The sequence below is a fragment of the Paenibacillus sp. LRG-1 genome, assembly GCF_057220305.1.
On record NZ_CM170126.1, the window covers coordinates 2,993,429 to 3,012,340 of the forward strand.

Annotated in this window: 14 protein-coding genes and 3 pseudogenes; 8 read left to right on the top strand and 9 right to left on the bottom strand. The window is 38.9% G+C overall.

Annotation, left to right across the window (positions count from 1 at the left end; all coding sequences use genetic code 11):
* Positions 1-64 precede the first annotated feature (64 nt).
* The 6 genes from ACUUJN_RS13130 to ACUUJN_RS13155 all read left to right on the top strand — a co-directional run bounded on the left by ACUUJN_RS13130 (position 65) and on the right by ACUUJN_RS13155 (position 8,040).
* The gene (locus ACUUJN_RS13130) at positions 65-751 is read left to right on the top strand and encodes an ABC transporter ATP-binding protein (RefSeq protein ID WP_028541247.1); all 687 of its coding nucleotides are present in this window, start codon (positions 65-67) and stop codon (positions 749-751) included.
* Complete coding sequence (locus tag ACUUJN_RS13135) at positions 748-3,405, top strand: ABC transporter permease (protein ID WP_053325480.1); 2,658 nt, start codon at positions 748-750, stop codon at positions 3,403-3,405. Before ACUUJN_RS13130 ends, ACUUJN_RS13135 begins: the two co-directional genes overlap by 4 nt.
* Before the next feature lie 581 nt (positions 3,406-3,986).
* Positions 3,987-4,214 (top strand): FtsX-like permease family protein, encoded by a 228-nt coding sequence (locus tag ACUUJN_RS13140; protein ID WP_226887817.1) that lies wholly within the window; start codon positions 3,987-3,989, stop codon positions 4,212-4,214.
* Positions 4,215-4,686: 472 nt separating this feature from the next.
* Positions 4,687-6,096 (top strand): DHA2 family efflux MFS transporter permease subunit, encoded by a 1,410-nt coding sequence (locus ACUUJN_RS13145; RefSeq protein ID WP_484669753.1) that lies wholly within the window; start codon positions 4,687-4,689, stop codon positions 6,094-6,096.
* 140 nt (positions 6,097-6,236) lie between these two features.
* A complete protein-coding gene (locus ACUUJN_RS13150; RefSeq protein ID WP_484669716.1) occupies positions 6,237-6,497 on the top strand; it encodes a hypothetical protein in 261 nt (86 codons plus the stop codon).
* Positions 6,498-6,777: 280 nt separating this feature from the next.
* A complete protein-coding gene (locus tag ACUUJN_RS13155) occupies positions 6,778-8,040 on the top strand; it encodes an acyl-CoA dehydrogenase family protein (RefSeq protein WP_023988695.1) in 1,263 nt (420 codons plus the stop codon).
* 318 nt (positions 8,041-8,358) lie between these two features.
* Here ACUUJN_RS13155 and ACUUJN_RS13160 read toward each other — a convergent pair.
* A pseudogene (locus tag ACUUJN_RS13160) lies at positions 8,359-9,815 on the bottom strand (DHA2 family efflux MFS transporter permease subunit).
* 498 nt (positions 9,816-10,313) lie between these two features.
* Here ACUUJN_RS13160 and ACUUJN_RS13165 point away from each other — a divergent pair.
* Entirely contained in the window at positions 10,314-11,204 is an 891-nt protein-coding gene (locus ACUUJN_RS13165) for a helix-turn-helix domain-containing protein (protein ID WP_484669717.1), read from the top strand.
* A 356-nt stretch (positions 11,205-11,560) separates the two neighbouring features.
* Positions 11,561-11,869, top strand: coding sequence for a hypothetical protein (locus tag ACUUJN_RS13170; RefSeq protein ID WP_068938394.1), 309 nt, complete (start codon positions 11,561-11,563; stop codon positions 11,867-11,869).
* 426 nt (positions 11,870-12,295) lie between these two features.
* Here the strand turns inward: ACUUJN_RS13170 and xerS are convergent, their stop codons facing one another.
* The 8 genes and pseudogenes from xerS to ACUUJN_RS13210 all read right to left on the bottom strand — a co-directional run bounded on the left by xerS (position 12,296) and on the right by ACUUJN_RS13210 (position 18,261).
* Positions 12,296-13,366 (bottom strand): tyrosine recombinase XerS, encoded by a 1,071-nt coding sequence (xerS, locus tag ACUUJN_RS13175; RefSeq protein ID WP_484669718.1) that lies wholly within the window; start codon positions 13,364-13,366, stop codon positions 12,296-12,298.
* Positions 13,367-13,587: 221 nt separating this feature from the next.
* Positions 13,588-13,986, bottom strand: coding sequence for a hypothetical protein (locus ACUUJN_RS13180; RefSeq protein WP_484669719.1), 399 nt, complete (start codon positions 13,984-13,986; stop codon positions 13,588-13,590).
* Positions 13,964-14,176, bottom strand: a complete 213-nt coding sequence (locus tag ACUUJN_RS13185; RefSeq protein ID WP_484669720.1) for a hypothetical protein — start codon at positions 14,174-14,176, stop codon at positions 13,964-13,966. Before ACUUJN_RS13185 ends, ACUUJN_RS13180 begins: the two co-directional genes overlap by 23 nt.
* Positions 14,177-14,323: 147 nt before the next feature.
* A complete protein-coding gene (locus tag ACUUJN_RS13190; protein ID WP_484669721.1) occupies positions 14,324-15,019 on the bottom strand; it encodes a restriction endonuclease in 696 nt (231 codons plus the stop codon).
* Between the two features lie 351 nt (positions 15,020-15,370).
* Entirely contained in the window at positions 15,371-15,889 is a 519-nt protein-coding gene (locus ACUUJN_RS13195) for a helix-turn-helix domain-containing protein (protein WP_484669722.1), read from the bottom strand.
* Positions 15,890-16,545: 656 nt separating this feature from the next.
* Positions 16,546-16,947: pseudogene (locus ACUUJN_RS13200) on the bottom strand (rhamnogalacturonan lyase family protein); the annotation flags it as partial.
* A pseudogene (locus ACUUJN_RS13205) lies at positions 16,935-17,185 on the bottom strand (IS110 family transposase); the annotation flags it as partial. The pseudogenes ACUUJN_RS13200 and ACUUJN_RS13205, both read right to left, overlap by 13 nt.
* 149 nt (positions 17,186-17,334) lie before the next feature.
* A complete protein-coding gene (locus ACUUJN_RS13210; protein ID WP_484669723.1) occupies positions 17,335-18,261 on the bottom strand; it encodes a bacteriophage abortive infection AbiH family protein in 927 nt (308 codons plus the stop codon).
* Between the last annotated feature and the right edge of the window lie 651 nt (positions 18,262-18,912).

Here is an 18,912-nt window from a genome sequence, read left to right on the forward strand (position 1 = left end):
TGTAAGCTTCGATCTTTATAATAACAAACATACAAAGTGAAACATTAGCTCAGGAGGTAAACAGGTGGAAATACTAAAAACTATTAATTTGTGTAAAACCTATGGAAGTGCAGAGGCAAAGGTTGAAGCTTTAAAAAATGTCAATTTCTCTGTTCAACATGGAGAATTTGTTGCCATCGTAGGAGCCAGTGGATCAGGAAAAAGTACCTTAATGCATCTTCTAGGTGGAGTGGACCGCCCGGCTAGTGGACAGGTCATCATCGATGGTACGGATCTTTACTCCAGAAGTGAAGAGGAGCTCGCTGTATTCCGAAGACGGAAAATTGGATTTATTTTTCAATCATACAATCTGATCCCGGTCCTATCTACAGAGGAAAATATCAAGTTACCGATGCTATTAGAGAACAAAAGGGTAGATGAAAATTATGTTCAGGAATTAATGGGTATATTAGGTCTGACCGAGCGGAGACATCATCTTCCATCCGAATTGTCAGGCGGACAACAGCAAAGAACGGCGATTGGCCGTGCGTTAATTAATAAACCGTCGATTATCTTGGCGGATGAACCTACCGGAAATCTGGATAGTAAAAACAGCAGGGATATTATGGACTTACTTATGTTTTCAGTTAAAAAATATAATCAGACGTTAATCATGATCACGCACGATTTGAATATTGCTAAAATCGCAGATCGAGTCGTAAGAATCGAAGACGGAGTCCTTCTACAGGCAAATGAGGTGAGTGAAAGTTGAAAAGCTACACAGATCTTACTGGAAAATATCTAAAGGGACAGAAAAAAAGATCGATGCTTACAATCTTAGGTATAATCTTGTCGGTTACACTGTTTACTTCCATTGGAACAATCGGGATGAGCTATTGGGATAAGTCAGTCAGACAAACCATGCAGGACTTCGGAGATTACCACGTCTCTTTCAATGGTATTTCAGGAGAAGCAATCCCGAAAGTCAAAAACAATGCAGCCGTAAAAAGTGCCGGCGTCATCAGTAGAGAAGGATATGCTGTCCTTAGGGAAACAAAAGAGAAGGAAAAGAAGGAAGATCCGTTTGCCGCACCCTACCGGTACTTGAATGTCAAGGGATATAATGCGAATGCAATGAACATGCTTCAGTCACAGCTAGACTCGGGCAGGTACCCGGAAAATTCGAATGAAATTATCCTTTCATCTTCGAGTCTGAGTTATTTTTTAAAAAAACCAAAGCTTGGCGAAACAATTACGCTAAACCTTGGAATCCGGAAGGTGGCGTCAACTGGTGAAGACAAAAAGATTAACGGACTTGGCGATTATGGTTGGGATCTTGACGAAGCCTTCCAAGCTCAATCCCAAAGAGAATATACTGTTGTAGGCTTTATGAAGCCGTCAAGCAAAGAGAATTGGTCTTCCGGATACATCTTTCCTGCAATTACTTTCAATGATAACAAGAGTATCGATAACTACAAAAATTACTTTATTTACGTCAAAATGAAATCTTTGAAGAACATCAAAGAAAAGACGGAAGCCTTGATGTCCTCTTTACAGCTGAGTAATGTCGAACAAGGTTCCGCTATGCAACTGGATAGGGATAACTTTATTGAAAATGTAAGAATTGAGTACAATAATGAACTGCTTAAATTGTATGGCAAAAGCATTTATGAAGGTGTGAATAACAGCTTAATCCTAACTTTCGCTGCTGTCATTGCGATTATAATGATTTGTACGATTGCAATGATTTATAATATTTTTCATATTTCTGTACTGGAGCGGATTTCACAATTCGGTATGTTAAGATGCATTGGAGCTACACCAGCCCAAATTCGCAAAATTGTGATGCAAGAAGCAACCCTGATAAGCTTGATCGGCATACCCATCGGGATTCTCACAGGAACCCTTTTTATGAAGGTATTGTTTTACAATATCAGCTTGTTAACGTTAGGTTTCTTAAATGATATGAGAATGGTCATTTCCCTACCGATTCTAATCTCTGCCGGTTTATTGGGCTTGCTGAGCGTATACCTTTCCGCTATTGGACCAGCAAAACAAGCAGCTCGCGTATATCCTCTTGAAGCGCTGAAAAATGCGGGAAGCTCGAAGGTTGAAAATATCACAAAGGTCAAAAAGTCTCTGTTTGTTAAAAAGCTGTTTGGCGTCGTAGGGCAGTTCGCAAGCAGAAACTTGCAACGGAACAAGAAACGTTTCCGGATTACAGCCTTTTCCATGATTATTAGTATTATTTTATTTATTGTCTTTAGTGGTTTGGTTGATTTCATGCAGCAAATAACACAGCTCTCGGGTGCGCAGTATTCTTATTCGCTTTCCTATGATGGTCCTTCAAGTCGAATAGACGATACTGTGTATCGGAATGTTTCTAAGCTTGATGCTGTTCAACAAGCCTACAAATTTTACAGGAATCAAGTAGATGCAATCATCCCTAAGGATAAGATCAATCCCAAATATTATGGATTTCATAAGGATCGATACATCGTTTCCGAAGGGGAAGGGTATCGAACAGATAATAATTTCCTTGTGTCCTACGGAGACAATGGCTTGGATGCTCTGCAATCCAAACTCACGGCCGGGAAGATTGACAAAGAGAAAATGAACCAAGAGAATGGCGTTATCGTCCTACAAAAAATAATGATGATGACAGAAGAAGGCAAACGACTAATTCTCGATCAAACCCAATTTAAGGTTGGAGATCACATCAAAATCCGAACAATTGACGGAAATCATAATGAATATCAAACCGTGACTGTGGTCGGAATTGTCGATCAAGATTTGTTATCGAAGAAATATAGTACAGGTCAAGATCTTTCATTTATTACGACGCCGAAAGTATACTCCAAGATTATGGGTAGCGACACTTATTCCAGAATATTTATCCTCGCTAATCCCGATATATCAAATCATCCTATAACGGACTATCTTAAATCATTAACTGATAAAAACGCTGGTTTTAACTACCATGATCGAGTGGCAGAGGTCGCTCAAGCTAAAAACGATGCAAAGACTTTTAGTATCTTGCTTTACGGTTTTATCGGTGTCATTGTTCTAATTGCTTTCTTGAACATTGTAAATACAGTAAGTACGAATCTAATTCTTCGTACGAAAGAATTTGCAACCCTCAAGGCCATCGGCATGACCCAGAAGGAAGTGAGAAAAATGATTATTTTAGAAGGCGTATTTTATGGACTATTTGCCGCCGTGATCGGAATTATCCTAGGGACGACGCTGAATTATGGAATACAAGTTCTCTTTGCGAGTGCTTTGGATGCAGATTGGGTGTTCCCGTGGTACAGTATCGGCATCGCTTTCGCAGGTTCGATGATTACGACGATCGTCGCAACGATTGGGCCGATGTACAGGTTGAATAAAGTTAGTATCGTAGATGCTCTCCGGAGTGAGAACTAGGATCGGTTGGTTAAAAAGTGTAACACAAAGCCAGCTAAAAATAATGAATTTAAAACAGGCACCCTTTAATCATATGGGGTGCCTGTTAAATCGTTCTTTAAATATTTCAGTAGTGATTCAGCGGGGGACGGTACGGCTATGAGCTGCTAACATCTGATATAACTAATGATATAAAATCCTTACTAGTAGATTGATCCAAAAATAATGTAACTATATTCTCATATGTAATTACGTAAAATAGTGTGCCCAAAGTGATGTAGACATTTGTCGCGGGACAAGAACATTTTGTCATTGCGGATTAGATAATTATCTAAGCAAAGTTTCTATCTTGTAGCTTATACTTTGGAAACACGGGTAAACGGAGAGGTGACAAAGAAAATCAATTGTAGGAACGTTTCCCCATTAATAACGTGTATTAGAATAAAATTATAGAAGGGGTACAGTTAAACAGATAAAGTGGAGCAACTTGCTCAAGCCAAGAACGACGCGACAACCGCCAGGATCTTTTTATATGGATTTATTGGTGTCATTGTCCTGATTGCATTCCTGAATATACTGAACACCGTCAGCACAATGTCATTCTGCGTACCAAAGAATTTGCAGTTCTTAAAGCCCTCGGCATGACACAACGTAATGTAAAGAAAATGATTCTGTTGGAAGGCGTATTTTACGGCCTATACGCTGCGGTATACGGTAGTATACTCGGAACAGTATTGAGCTATGGTATACATCGTCTCTTCAAAGGTGCTGTCGATGTAGGTTGGACGATTCTAGGGGCAGCATTGTTCTTGCTTGTGCAGGTGCCATAGCAACAACGCTCGTTGCTACAGCTTGGCCGATGTATCGATTAAATCAAACGAGTATCGTTGAGGCTTTGAGAAAGGAAACGTAGATAACTATAAAATAGATTATCACTTAGAAAGTCGCATAGATCGCGGCTTTTTTTGTTTTAGAGATTCAAAAAAAAAGGGGGTTGACTTTTCCTTTGGTTTAGGGGGGACTTGACATGCGTGTGTTATTATCAAAAAGTTGAAAGTTCTCCTCTACAGATTTGGAGAGAGAATGAGATAAGTATGCAAGAGGAGGTTTACATATACACATAACACAATGCGCTACCTGTCATCGCGGTTCTGGTAAACATTATTTCTAAGTAAAGGTATTCTGTAATGCTTTGTTTATGCTATGCAGTGAAAATTAGAAAGACACAGAGGAGTGAAGGTTTTGCAATCAGGAACTATTTCAGAAGAGCAAAAGGTCCCAAATGTTAAAGTTTTACCCATAATGTTCGCATTAATGCTTGCAGGTATCATAGGTACGTTTAATGAAACAGCAATTAATATCGCTATCAGCGATTTAATTAATCAGTTTGCAATTACGGAGTCCACGGTCCAGTGGTTATCAAGTGGTTATTTACTCACACTGGGAATTTTAGTTCCCCTTTCAGGATTATTGATACAGTGGTTTACAACGAGGCAACTTTTCCTGACATCAGTCATTATTTCAATCGTAGGGTCAGCAATAGGTGCTATGGCGGGAAGTTTCGATATATTGCTATTAGGAAGGATACTTCAAGCTGCTGGAGCAGCCCTGCTCTTTCCTTTGATGTTTAATACTGCTCTCATTATATTCCCAGCCGAGAAACGCGGAAAAGCGATGGGGCTGGTCACTCTTGTGTTCACAGCGGGACCTGCTTTAGGTCCAACCACCTCAGGTCTATTGATTGATAATCTGAGCTGGCACTGGATATTCTGGGTATCGTTAATGACTCTGGTGGTTGCTTTGGTGATAGGCGTTACATTTATAAAAAATGTAGCACCAATAACTAAACCACGTATTGATATTTACTCTCTGGTTTTGTCGACAATTGGTTTTGGCGGATTGGTTTACGGTATTAGTACTGCTGGAGAAGGAGATCATGGCTGGGGTAACCCTGTAGTCATTGTATCTCTGATCGCCGGTGTTGTTGCATTGATACTATTTGTCATTCGACAACTGAACATGAAAGAACCTCTTATGAACGTAAGAACACTTAAAAACCCGATGTTTGCCATCGGTACGGCGCTAGTATTCATTTGTATGAGTGTTGATCTTGCAGCGATGTTTGTTCTTCCTATGTTTTTGATTCGTGTTCTTGAATTAAGTGCTTTGACAGCTGGATTGGCTCTTCTTCCAGGCAGCATCATTTCAGCTGTGCTTTCTCCTGTTGTTGGGTCGCTCTTTGACAAATTCGGACCTAAGTTTTTGGTAGTTCCTGGTCTAATTCTAACTGCGGCCACCCTATGGTTCTATTCTGATATTACGGTTGCATCGTCAATCGCTTTGATTGTCGTCTTGCATACCTGTCTGATGGTTGGAATTATTATGGTGTGGATGCCTGCTCAGACGAATGGTCTGAATCAGCTACCTGCTGAGATGTACCCGGATGGTACGGCTATTATGAACACGCTGCAGCAAATTGCAGGAGCGATCGGGATTGCTATGGCGGTTAGTGTCATGACAAGCGGAGTAGGAGACTTTATGAACAATGTTGCTGATCCTTCAAACCCGGCTAATGCAACATTGGCTTTGACGGCTGGTATGCAGAACGCATTATTCTTCGTGATGTTTGTTGCCCTTGCCGGCCTTGTTCTTGGCGTATTTGTTAGACGAGTGAAAGTCCAAAAGTGGTCAGGAGACTCCGATTGGTCATAATGCTTCTCAAGAAGCATTGTTGATTCAACCACAGATTTATTAAAAGGTGTAAGAGCGAATAGATTATTTACGATTATCTATTCGCTCTTCTATTTCATTTGTTGGAGGGTGAACATCGCAAATGAAGAAGAGGTGAGTCTATGCATATGTCTGAAGCCGATCTCATAGAATTCCTTACATCGAACCCTCATGTGAAAATTCGAGAACCGCCTCGGGAGCCTTTACCTACTCAACGTCTTACATTTGATAGCCAAGCGGAGGAGCGCTTCTATAATAAGCGGGTTGTTCCTTTAATTATTGCAGGTTACCTTCATAAGCTAGAGCTTCATAAAACCTTTGAGATCATGCAGGCTGTGGAACACTGTGGCAAGAAGTATAAAAAACCGTGTGTATATACCTGATTTCTACATGGAACACAAAGATGGTTCTGTTGAAATCGTTGAGGTTAAAGGACGGATGATCAAAATAATGCAACGAGATTATCCTCTTCGTCGTCATATTTTTTATTTTAAAGTACTGTCTTCCAAATAACTAGAAGTTTATTGAGGTACATGATGATGAGATATAGCGCGAGGATGAATAACCCGAAATTGAATTGTATCGATATAAGAATAGTTTAAGAGTCTTTTATATCATGATCCATATTAAAATCTAATACGTGTAAAGAGGAGAGTGTTTGGAATGTCAAACCTAAGTAAAGTAATTTCACTTACCAATGAAGAGCAAAAACTTCTTCAGAATGCTACGGAATTAGTTCCATTCTTAAAGGAATATGGTACGGAAATTGATAAAAACATGCACATACCGGAAGAAGTTATCGAAAAGCTTTCAAGTGCAGGACTTTTTAAGCTCAGAACACCGAAGAAATATGGTGGATTTGAAGTTAGCATAAGGGCAATGATTGAAATTGTCTCTGAAGTTGCGAAAGGCAATGGTTCTGTTGGATGGGTGATTCAAAATTTAAATGGAAATAACTATAGTGCATCCCAGCTACTACCCTCAAATGTGGTGAGTAAAATCTTCAATCAAGTCAACGAAGTGAGATTCTGCTCGGTACTTCAAGCCATCAAAACAGTGGTGAGGAAAGTTGAGGGAGGTTATCTGGTTGAGTATGGTCGTTGGGCCTTTGGTTCCGGGTCTAAGCATGCAACACATGCATTGTTAAATTTAAAGGATGCGAGTGGAATGCAGCAAGATCCCAAAATGCAGCTTGCTGTTGTTCCCATGGATGAAATTAAAATTATTGATGATTGGCACACGATGAGCCTAAAAGGATCGGCAAGTAACAGTTTGGAAATGAATGATGTTTTTATTTCCGATGAGTTTGTCGCTTATGAGGATGCAGAGCAAGTTGATGAAAGCATGCTGCAGCATCTAAAAGGCGAAGACAGATTCAAACCTTATTTATTTTTGATAACCAGTCTCACAACAGGAATTAGCACAATTCTGGGACTTGCAAGAGGAGCGTTGGAACACTTTGTTGAAAAGGCACCCCATAAGGGAATAGCCATGACAATCCACAAATCCCAGGCAGAAATTGGACATATCCAGTACAAGGTAGGACTGGCAGCCATGAAGATCGAATCTGCTCATCTTCATATCCATCGATCCGTTGAAATTCTAGAGACTTATGAAAAGAACTGTGAGCTCCTAGATCAACAAAACTTCGCGCGGGTTCAAACGGATATTGGATATGCGGCAATGTTATGTTGGGAAGCCGTTGAAATGTTAGTGGTCGAAAGCGGCGGAAGTGTAATACTGGATTCGAACCGACTATCCCAAATATTCCGCGATATTCGTGGTGGGGCTAATCATGCGTTTACCACAGCTTCTACTTGCATGGAACTGTACGGAAGAGTGCTTCTAGGGCTGGAACCACAGCATATTGTAACGCTAAGCAGTACACATGTAATAAGAGATACTCATAAAAAGGAGCTAGTATAAGGAACTAACGACAAGCTAAGTCAGAATAAGTCTATTACATGAATAAGAAGCCACTGATTTCCCAGATCAGTAGCTTCTTATTTGTATATTGTCTGGTAAAATATTGTCACATTGTTCCTAGAATAAAGGTAAAGTTAAATCCATTATTCTTTACTTCACAACACGGTAAAGAAAATGAAAGACGTTGCTGTTCCTAAAACATATACCACAAAAATAATAAATGAATTTCGAGATTAATTCTGAAGCGCTTAAAAAATACTAAGTTAAACTCAAAATTGTGAAATTGGTTATGATACTAAGTTATGTGATTATTACTATTCAAGAGAAACTGGGGTGCAGTTTCTCTTGAATAGTAATTGTACTTTGCTTCCTAAAACGTATGATGAAGAGTTCTACTATAATGGATATTACTGAAAGTATGAGTCCCAGTGCATAGACTCCTTACAAGCATGCAACCGAAAAAGCAACTATCTCTGCAGAATCGGCCAAACACTTGCTTTGAGCCGAAAACATTTTGCTGATAAGCAAAGCGGTACCTAAGGCCCCTGCCATTTGCAGCAAATGGCGTACAGTGAGGATATAATTCTTTGGGTAACTGTTCAGTCCAGGGGTTTACACTGGCATCAACACAAGGGATACTCCCACTAAGAATATAGAATGCATTAGGATAATATACGTTGTGGTAGTCGAAGCATCAATTCCTGTAAACATCCACATTGCAAATGCAACGATGACCACTCATGGAACAATGACGACCCGCGGCCCGAAAATATCAAACAGTTTTCCGGAAATAGGTCCCATCAAACTGTTTATAATACTACCAGGAAGCATAATAATACCTGATTTAAAGGCTGTAAGTAGTAATACTCCCTGCAAATACATAGGCAGTAGTGCCATCGTGGAGAACATACTCATCATCATGGTGATCATCAGCACAACCATCAAGGCAAATATAGGGTACTTAAAGGTGCGCAAATTAAGAATCGGATTTTTGATCCTTAGTTGTCTGAAGATAAACCACGCCAATGACAAACAAGCAACACTTAGCGTCCAGTAAACTTCCGGATTTGACCATCCAAGATCACCGGATTTACTGAAACTATAAACAATGCCACCAAAGCCGAGTGTAGATAAAATGATGGATAGAATATCAATCTTGGGCTTGGTGATTTCCATAACATTGGTCAGGTATTTCACTCCTACAAAAATAGAAATCATAGCCAAGGGAATGAGGATGTAGAATAACCAGCGCCAGTTTAATGAATCGATAATAACACCTGAAAGCGTAGGTCCAAGTGCTGGGGCAGACATGATCACTAGACCCATCAGGCCCATTGCAGCACCGCGTTTTTCCGGCGGGAAGATAATCAATATCGTATTCATCATCAGAGGCATCATAAGCCCCGTACCAAATGCCTGTACAATCCTACCTGTGAGTAGAAAACTGAATGTTGGAGCAAATGCCGCAATCAAGGTTCCAGCAAGAAACGTAACCATTGCTGCTGTAAATAACTGCTTGGTTGATATCCATTGCTGCATCACCGCTGTACTGGAACTAGTACGCCGACGACAAGCATATAAGCGGTAGTAAGCCATTGAATGGTTGAAGCTGTCACTCCAAATTCCTGCATCAGTTCAGGCAATGCATTGCTTAACAAAGTTTCACTAAGAATTGCTATAAAAGCACCTATAACTAATGCTACCAATATCGGAGTTCTTTTGATTTTGTATAAATCGATCTTGCTGCTTGAAATAACGACACCGGCGGTACTCATTAAGTATTCTCCCTTTTCACATCGTCTACAAATGTAGACTAGATATACATTTGAGGATAATCATGCAAGTTTTCGAAAAAAATAATCATTATACTGAAATTCTTAAAAGATGAAATATTGATCTCACAATACAAAATGAACAGCAGGGTTCCGATGAAATTAATAGCTTTTTAATACATACCAAGGAGGATTATGATATGACATCCGAGAAGAACAGAACTTGATTTGAATGCATTTATAGCTCAGCTAACATATTTAGAGAGTTAGGATTACGACATGAGGTATTGCGCTCTTATTAAATTTTGAGCTAAATGAACAAATGATCTGAGCCTAGGAGTAAAGTATCTATTACTGTTTCCTGTTATCTTATAGGTAAAGTTAGAACGCAAGACCTTACGGATGGAAATCCAACTAAATCTCAGGGAAGTCAATTCCAGTTCTATTAACTAATTACGAAATTATCCTTAAGGTGATGTAGGAGAAAAAGGGGGATTCCTAATGTCCATGAGAACTAGCAAGTTGATCAAAGCTCCGCAAGAGCTGGAAAGTGCACCAGATAAAAAAGGAAGTCTAAAGCAGAACGGGTTATCCGTCATTAAATTTTATTTGCATACACAAGGTGATATAGGAACATGCTTCCTGAAGGAACATCTTTTGTTGTTTGTTAAATCGGGCATTTACACGGTACGTTTTAGAGATCAAGAGTATATCGTCCGGAGCAATGAAATGGTGTTTATTAACAAGTCTATGCTGGTTGAATACGAGAAATCAGGGGAACCCGGTTCTGAATACATGCTTGATTATATGATGTTTTTCCTGAATGAGAAATTGGTTGAGGAATTTGTCCAATTCGCTGGTTTAAAACCGATTTATCCAGTGAACGGTGAAGTTCCTGTATCCATTATTAAGGTTAATGACCTCACTCTATCTTACATTGAGTCTTTAAAACCCTATTTCGACAACCCAGACGATGTTAGAGATGCACTCGTTCGGATCAAGTTAATGGAACTTCTATTTCACCTGGTAGACTCAAATGATCATTTTCAATATCAACTGTTGCAACTATCTAACCATGATAGGAACAGTAGTATCGATAAGATTATGGAAGAAAATTTCACAAATCCCGTATCCCTCAATGATCTGGCTTATTTGTCTGGTAGAAGCCTGTCAACGTTCAAACGGGAGTTTCAGGCAATATATCATACCTCACCGTTGAAATGGATTCGCAATAGGAGGTTGGATAAAGCTAAGAAGTTACTGTTAGAGACGTCACTGTCTGCTACCGATGTCTGTTTCACTACTAGGTTCGAAAGCGTTGCTCACTTTTCCAAAGTGTTCAAACTTCGGTTTGGACTCCCACCGTCGGAGTTTAGACAACAGTTTAATTGAAGAGAGGAGGGGTTGAAGGAATAGCATGTAATTTTCTGCTAAAAATATGTGATTAGCCTGTTTTCTTGGCAACTCATTCTTTTTCGATTTAAGTGTAGCGATAATATAAAATAAGAAGTTTAAAAAGGAGAAGATCGTATCTTGAATCGTTGGTTTAGGGATTTACTAATTATCAGACTTTTGAAATTAATTGAGTATGAAGAGGAAGAAATGTTCAAACAAATATATTGTAGTTTTCTTGAAAGAATAAAATAGAGGCTTAACAGAGGAATACGAACTGGTCTGGACATATTGTTCCGGCAAGACACAGAAAACGCACAATTAAAGATTCCACACAAATTAAGGAGAGAACGAAGATGGTTACGGTACTACTTATAGTTATTTACCTCGTATTTATAGGTCTCGGACTGCCAGATGCCTTACTTGGCAGTGCATGGTCCATTATGAAATTTGATATCGGCGCCGCAACAGAAATGGCAGGTTATATATCGTTAACGGTCTCGTTTTGTACTGTTGTATCCAGTTTATTTGCAAGTAGATTATTGCATAGATTTGGTACAGGAAAGGTAACTTTATTCAGTATTCTATCTACAACGATTGCCTTGCTTTGGTGTCAAAAACGAGGGGAGATTTGTGTCAATCAACAAGAACGGCAAAAACCTTAAAAACAAGGGGTAAAACCGATTTATATACATATGTACAAAATACGAGTTTTGTGAATATGTATATAGAGAAACGCATAACAGCACGATTTTCCTCTCGTGATGTCTAGTGACACAAAGCTTACCTCTTTTTTGACACAAAGTTTACCCCTTTTGAATTAATGACACAAAGTTTATCCCCTTATCTTATAAGTTGTCAGCCGGAACTAGGTCGATATAGAGAAATTTTACGTTATTATTTCTTGCAAGGGCAAACTTTGTGTCATTCTCCCAGCAAGGGATAAACTTTGTGTCATTCTCCCAGCAAGGGATAAACTTTGTGTCATTCTCCCCGCAAGGGGTAAACTTTGTGTCACAAAGTTGTGAAATAATGAGTAAAAATTATCGCTTATTAGTAGTTTTAAGACCACCTTTGATTTGAGTTATACATCATTTATCCATATTATTGACTGCCTTCCTCATTTCCTCATCTGTTAAATGTGTATAGATCATGGTTGTTTGTATTGATGAATGTCCTAATTGGTTCTTCAATCTAGGCACATCATTGTTCTCTAAGTGGTAACGCGTTGCAAATGAATGTCTCAGAGAATGCACGGTTAAAGCTGGTTTTCCAAAAGCTGAAGCATACTTTTCGATCAGTTTTTCAATGGATCGCTGCGTTAAACGTCGACTTTTTCCTTTGCGACCAACAGGAGCTGCAATAAACAAAAAGCTTTCGTTTCTTTCTGGAATATATCTGGTTTCTCTGATCTGAAGATAATTTTCTAAATCTAGTAACGCTTGCTTGCTGAAATACACATATTGTTCTTTATTACCTTTGCGTATAACACGCACTAAAGCTTTATTCATATCCAGATCTTCAATGTTAATGCCTGCAACCTCAGAGAGCCTAAGACCTGATCCTAAAATGAGGGAGACAATGGCTGTATCCCGTTCACGATTAAATTGATGAAAATTGAAAATACGTTTATTCTCTTTATTGATTTCTCCGAAATCATGGGCTACAAATAGCCTAAACGACTCAAAATCGTCTTCTCTGAGAATTTTCCCATCAATACGATTGGCAATGGTTTCTTGGCTTTCTTTAACTACATTTAAATCCATTTTGGCCATAACATTGCGCTGGATATATGGTTTTAGATCACTTGTTTCAGCTTTGTTTTGTAAGTAATCAAATAAGGATTTCAGTGAGGACAACTTGCGATTAATAGTCAGTTTGGTATTTCCTAATTGGTACTCCAAAAAAGACAAGAAATTTTCCACCTCACGAATTGTTAGTTTCTCTAAAGTGACTAAAGTAACATTTTTACGACTGTCTGAAGTGAAATGTTCTGCAACTAACCAATCAAAAAATATAATGTAATCATGGCAATAGTTAAGAAGTGTCGTGGGAGAAAGTTTTCGTTTCCTGCTATCAATGAACTCCGTAACAAACCACGGAAGATCGGACAGTTTTTCATCGATTCGATTCATATAATACATTTTCATTTTTCTATCCATATATGTATAACCTCCCTAATTTATTATACTTCATCCATAAATATTCGTCAAAACAGTATTTTACGTAATAATATTCTGTGGTAACACATCAAACAACTTGTTCAAGGAAGAACCAAGTCACTGTACATCTATCCTCAGATTTAGACAAGAACTTGGTTCCTAAAAAAAAATCCGCTTAAGTAGCAACTTTATAATGTATGGCACAGGCTACAAATTTCAGATCATCCAACCAACCATTCCATCACATTTGACGGAAATTTCTCTTCTGTGATGAGTGCTACTTCCACGTTGGTGAGTGCGTAAACATTGGTCTCTCCACTTACAAGCCGATTCGAAAATTGGTCCTTGATAAAGTGATGATAGAATTTTAACGTATGGCTGGTTTCTAATGTATGCACAATTTGAATGCCATCGCCTTGCTTTAACTTGATGTTAGCAATTTTTTGTTCCAGTGATAACGACGTTATGTACGTAAAGTGATAGTAGCTGCTTGAATCACGGAACAAAACAATAAATCCAGGCTTAGGAAGTTTTCGTTTCTTTTTCTTCTCCTCATTTTCCAACTGCATTTCCTTTGCGAGTTGTTCCTGCAGCTTACTACTTTCCAAGGATTGCGTCATGGAAGCGGGCGAACTCCGCGTCTCGTTTCATTAGTTCCTTAATGTTAAGCTTATTAGCAGCCTGTCGGAATTGCTCAGCCTGGTGCTTTATCCCGGATTTCCGTAAATCGTTAACATCGAGGTCAAGCCAGACTTCAATAGAAGGATTGGGGATGGCAGAAATCCATTCTTCGAATTCGATGCCTTTCACCAACATCTCTCTTTTCTTGAGTGGGTCGCCATCACCATCGACTACTATAAGCATCTTATATTCAGAATAGAATGTGTTCCAGAGCGCGTTCGACACGCGAGGAATTGTGATCTTGCCCATAGCGACAATAATTTTGATTGATCGATTTTAGCTGGCACTAGTTAGGATTCTCTCAGAAAGTATAGCAATCAGTTCACGATCTGTATCACCCTCACACACGATTAACAGATCTGCTGAAGCAGTTTCAACAGGCTGGGTGGCTAAAAATTTTCCTGTCATCGAGTCAAAACGAAAGTGGTCAATTTCGACGACATGCTTCTTTTCAGCGGTAACAAGTTCGCATTCTGAGGGAAAATAAATAGCACCTTCCTCAGCTGCCTTACGGAGCTTGAGTTTGAGAATATTCGTAAATCCGATGCTACGACTAATCGCTGCGTCCAAGTCTCGTTTGTCAAATAAAATGATGTTGAGCCCCTTGCCAAGAACGAGTGCATCAACGGCGTCCTTTGCATAGCCCGACATTGAAATGAAAATTCCAATTGTACCAGCTAACTTACCTTCGACCTTGCCCTTGAACTCATAGAGGATTGAAGCGGGCAGTGGCTCTGCGTGCCATTTAGCTTCAAAGATATAAACACGTCCGTCAAGATAGATGGAGCCGTCAATTTGCTCGCCCACCGGTCTGTAACCTGTCCGTGGTTCGAGTTGCTCGAAGGAAAATATCTTATTCAGCAAGCGCTCAAAATCAAATCCCCGGCGCCTTTTCGCAGCGGCATCCGCATTGGCTGCAAAGTTAATTAATTTTTCATATTTTTCTTTTAGGTAATCCAAATCGGGTCCCAATTGTATTTCTCCAAGCTATATCTATTCTATCCCAAATCAACTTTTCTTTTATAAGATATTATTTTGAACGTTTGTTTTTCACCATCTGCCTCCTTATTCAGGCGAACATTTCTCATTCAATGGTTATTTAACCGTATCTAGAATTGTTTGATCGATATGCCTAATAAATTCAATTGGCATTTTGGCATTTGATAACTTTAGCGTCCTGATGGACCATGCATTGCTTGTTGATATCTTTTTTTCTCAGTGTAAAAAAAGAGTATCCTAAGTTCAATTTGACCATTTAATGATTCTACTCAGCCTGCAAAAATGCAGCCTAAGTGCGATTATATCAGCTCTATATACCAAATATTAATATCCAGCCTTCTTCATCATCTCTTCATAGGGGACACCAACTGCTATCGCAATACGCTTTAGAATAGTTGGTTCAGGAATTCCTCTTTTGCCCTTCTCTAACCAGTAAATATAATTCGAAGACAGACCAATCGACTTAGCTAATGCAGTGAAAGTAAACCTCTTTCTTTCTCTATGCTGCTTTAGATAAGAACAAAAGTCAGACACTGTCGATTGTGAGAACCTAGATCTACTACTTACCAGTTCCGTAATGGGAATATGGCTAATATTTTCAATAATTTCATAAGGCAACGTATCTAGTACCATAGCCCTTTTTATTTTTTCTTTCTCAGCACCAAATATATCAACAATGGCATTCAGCTCTTCTTCAGTTTTTGGTGGATAATAAAGATAATTATTTACATGCTTTGAATCATGTGAAATTCCACGTTCATTAAGGGCTACTGATAGTTCTTTTAAAGTGTGCCAATTTCTTTCGTTATAAAAGCGGATTATTTCAGTGTAAAACAGATTCAAGTATGCCCCTCCTTTTCTACCCACTATTCCCCCTCATTCAGGATTCGACACAACATCTAATTCTCCCTGCTACTTCTTTACTGGGACTTAACTGTATTCCTAGTTAGTATGATTTTGAAAGCGTATCTTTAATTGCTTATATTGCCCAAGCATAAAGCTTTGTATATTTCATATCAGTTAATAATATGTGTCACATAAATATAAATCTTATAATTTCAAGGTTTAATAAAATTAATAACTTACTAAAAGAAATACGAGTTTTATGCATAAGCCAGTTAGAGTTTGTGACAAGAAGTTATCTCTTTTCATGTTTAAATGTTGCCACTTGACAGTTCGTTGATGAGACTGAACCTGCTCCTCAGTGAGAAATCCTTGTCCAGCCTATTCTCTATGTCCTGTATGCCTCGGAGGAGCCCTTCGAATTCCTCCTGCTTTTGATAAATGTAGATGTACATCTTCATCTGGCCATTCAACCAGAGGTATTAACTCCTGTTCAGAATTGACAGCTCCTATGATACACGATCTGGACTTGTGTAAGGCAATTCTCCCAGACACCTCAAGAGCTCATATCAAAACATTTTCTAACATCTACGAATGAATGATACATCATGATTATTAAAAGAGTTCATTTTGTGTTTGGTCCCGAGTGTACTCCCATTTGCGTATCCGATGATATGGTTGCCTTGTCCCGTATGGCCGGTATAGCCATCGTCATCAATGTCAAAGCGCCAGACCTTGCTGAGCTTTCCATTGTGGAAGTTGTAGGACACCAGTGCCGTACGCGTGTAATAGCCACGGCTGAACATGGCGCTTGGATGCTCTCCATCCAGGTAGGCTACTGCTGCCAGGAAACGGTCCACGCGATTTCCGTAGCCATCTCCCCATGATGCGACGTCCCCGCGAGCAGGATCATAATCCACCGTATCCAGTGCAGCTCCGGTCTGCCCGTCGAAGACAGTCAGGAATTCGTCCCCAAGCAGCACATAACCTGAGCTATTCCGATGATCTGCATTGGCATCTCCAATGACATTGCCTTGACCTAAAGAATGCCCTGTTGCCCCAAATACTCCGCCAGGATGAACCAGTAGTGTCTGGTGGGCTCAATACCGAAGAGGACGTCACTCTTGGCATGTTCCTGCTGAAGCTCCTTCATCTACTGAACCAGTGCTCGAATCCGGCACGAGTATTGGTGAACACACAATCCTTTCCGAGTTCAATCCCTCGAAAATCTATGGCGCGGGCCACATGGGGTTCTTTGGCGATGTCTGCGCCTATGACAAGGGTTTTGTCGGAAATTCATGTAATCCGTTGAGTCTGTTTCATCGATTGCTTATATGGCTCCTAGTCATTTAGTATTAGGATAAATATACCATGTGGGTATTCTGATTTTTATATAAATATTACAAAAATACCAGTATATATCCTGGGGTTATATACAATTAAACTTATGAAATATTGTATGTACTGAATTTTCCACTAAAGCCAGATGATATAATAATCTTTTGATATTCATCACGTTTTTCGGAAGGATCAAAATCATTCAAATACCAAGTAACATCTCTGGGTAACCTCTTGCAAATCTCTTTAACATAAATTTCATCAACCTTCGAAAAAGAAAATCCAAAGGAATAGACTCTATCAATGGATACTTTCTCTAGATCTTCAAAAAATGCATTGTTCTTTTTGATTGCACTACTTGTATCTTTCTTTAGTAACTCATCAATTTGTCGGAGGGCTGTTTCTGAACCAGTGTATTTATCCAGATAATACTCTGTATAATCTTCATCATTGCCATGCCCAAAAACTAATTCAGTGCCTTGTTCGCCATGGATATGGCAAACGTACTGAGCTCCATATACAGTTTCCAGTGTTGAGGTATAGTTAAATGTAAGAAAAAGATCTTTTTCTGGATCGATTAGTGCAGAAAATTCATCTATTTTATCAACCTCTTCAATCTCTATCGTATCAATCCATTCAGAGAAGAGTTCAGCAATGCTTAGGGTAGGCTCGACAAGACCCGACGCAAGATCTTCTGTATTGTATAGGTTTTTAAAGTGATCAGGATCACCGTCGTTGTCGCGAACGGTCTCCAAGCTGTCAAAAATTTCGTCATAATCTAAATATCCTAGTGAGTGCTCCAGATTACTCCATTCTTCTCCATCCACATTTGAAACAAGCCGAAGTAAGTACGATACCACATCAACATCTTCATAAGATATATCTCCATCCGCCGTTGTCTGACCCTCAGGTATTGTAAAATTATCTGTATCAGAGTCAGGGTATTCATCCAATAGGTACTGACGAAAATCTTCATATGATGTAGGTAATTTATGCGCTCTGTCAAAACCGTTTCCAATCACAAATAATCTCATTACTATCCCTCCGATTGTAAAAGTCGTTTTGAATATTTCGTTTCGATATTATGATAATTTCTTTTTACTCATTTGTCAACATGATAATCATCCCTTGCTATATTTTGTTTTATCTCATATAGGAACAAACATTCTTTTCAGAACAAAAAAAGACCCACCAACAACTCAGTGCCAGTGGGGCAATACTTTCTTCGGCATTGCTTATAGTCAACTATTTATAACTCCATTAACCTGTCTGCCTTTGATCGCTTTATAACCGCTATTAAATTAATAAAGCGATCAAAGGCCTCGTGTTATTGCTCAGAAAAAAATTATTTCACTTGTATTTATTACCTTAAGGAACCTTAATCAAATTCCCTAAGGCACCAAAGCAGTGTAGTGTTCTTTTATTAATTTCAGTTAAGAAATGAATTGATTACCTTATTATTTGCCTACATAGATTAGTACGAAAATCAAAATAAAAACAAACATTATTGAAATTAAGCATAACACCCAATTTAACAAAAAAAATTACCATTCATTGTAATGGCCTCTTTCTATCATGAGTTCTATAGAGGCCTTTGATCAATAAAATATAGGAAAATTCATTTTTAAAGTCAAAGAGATTTTCCTTTAAGAACTGAAAGATCGCTGGAATTTTAACTTTCTGGT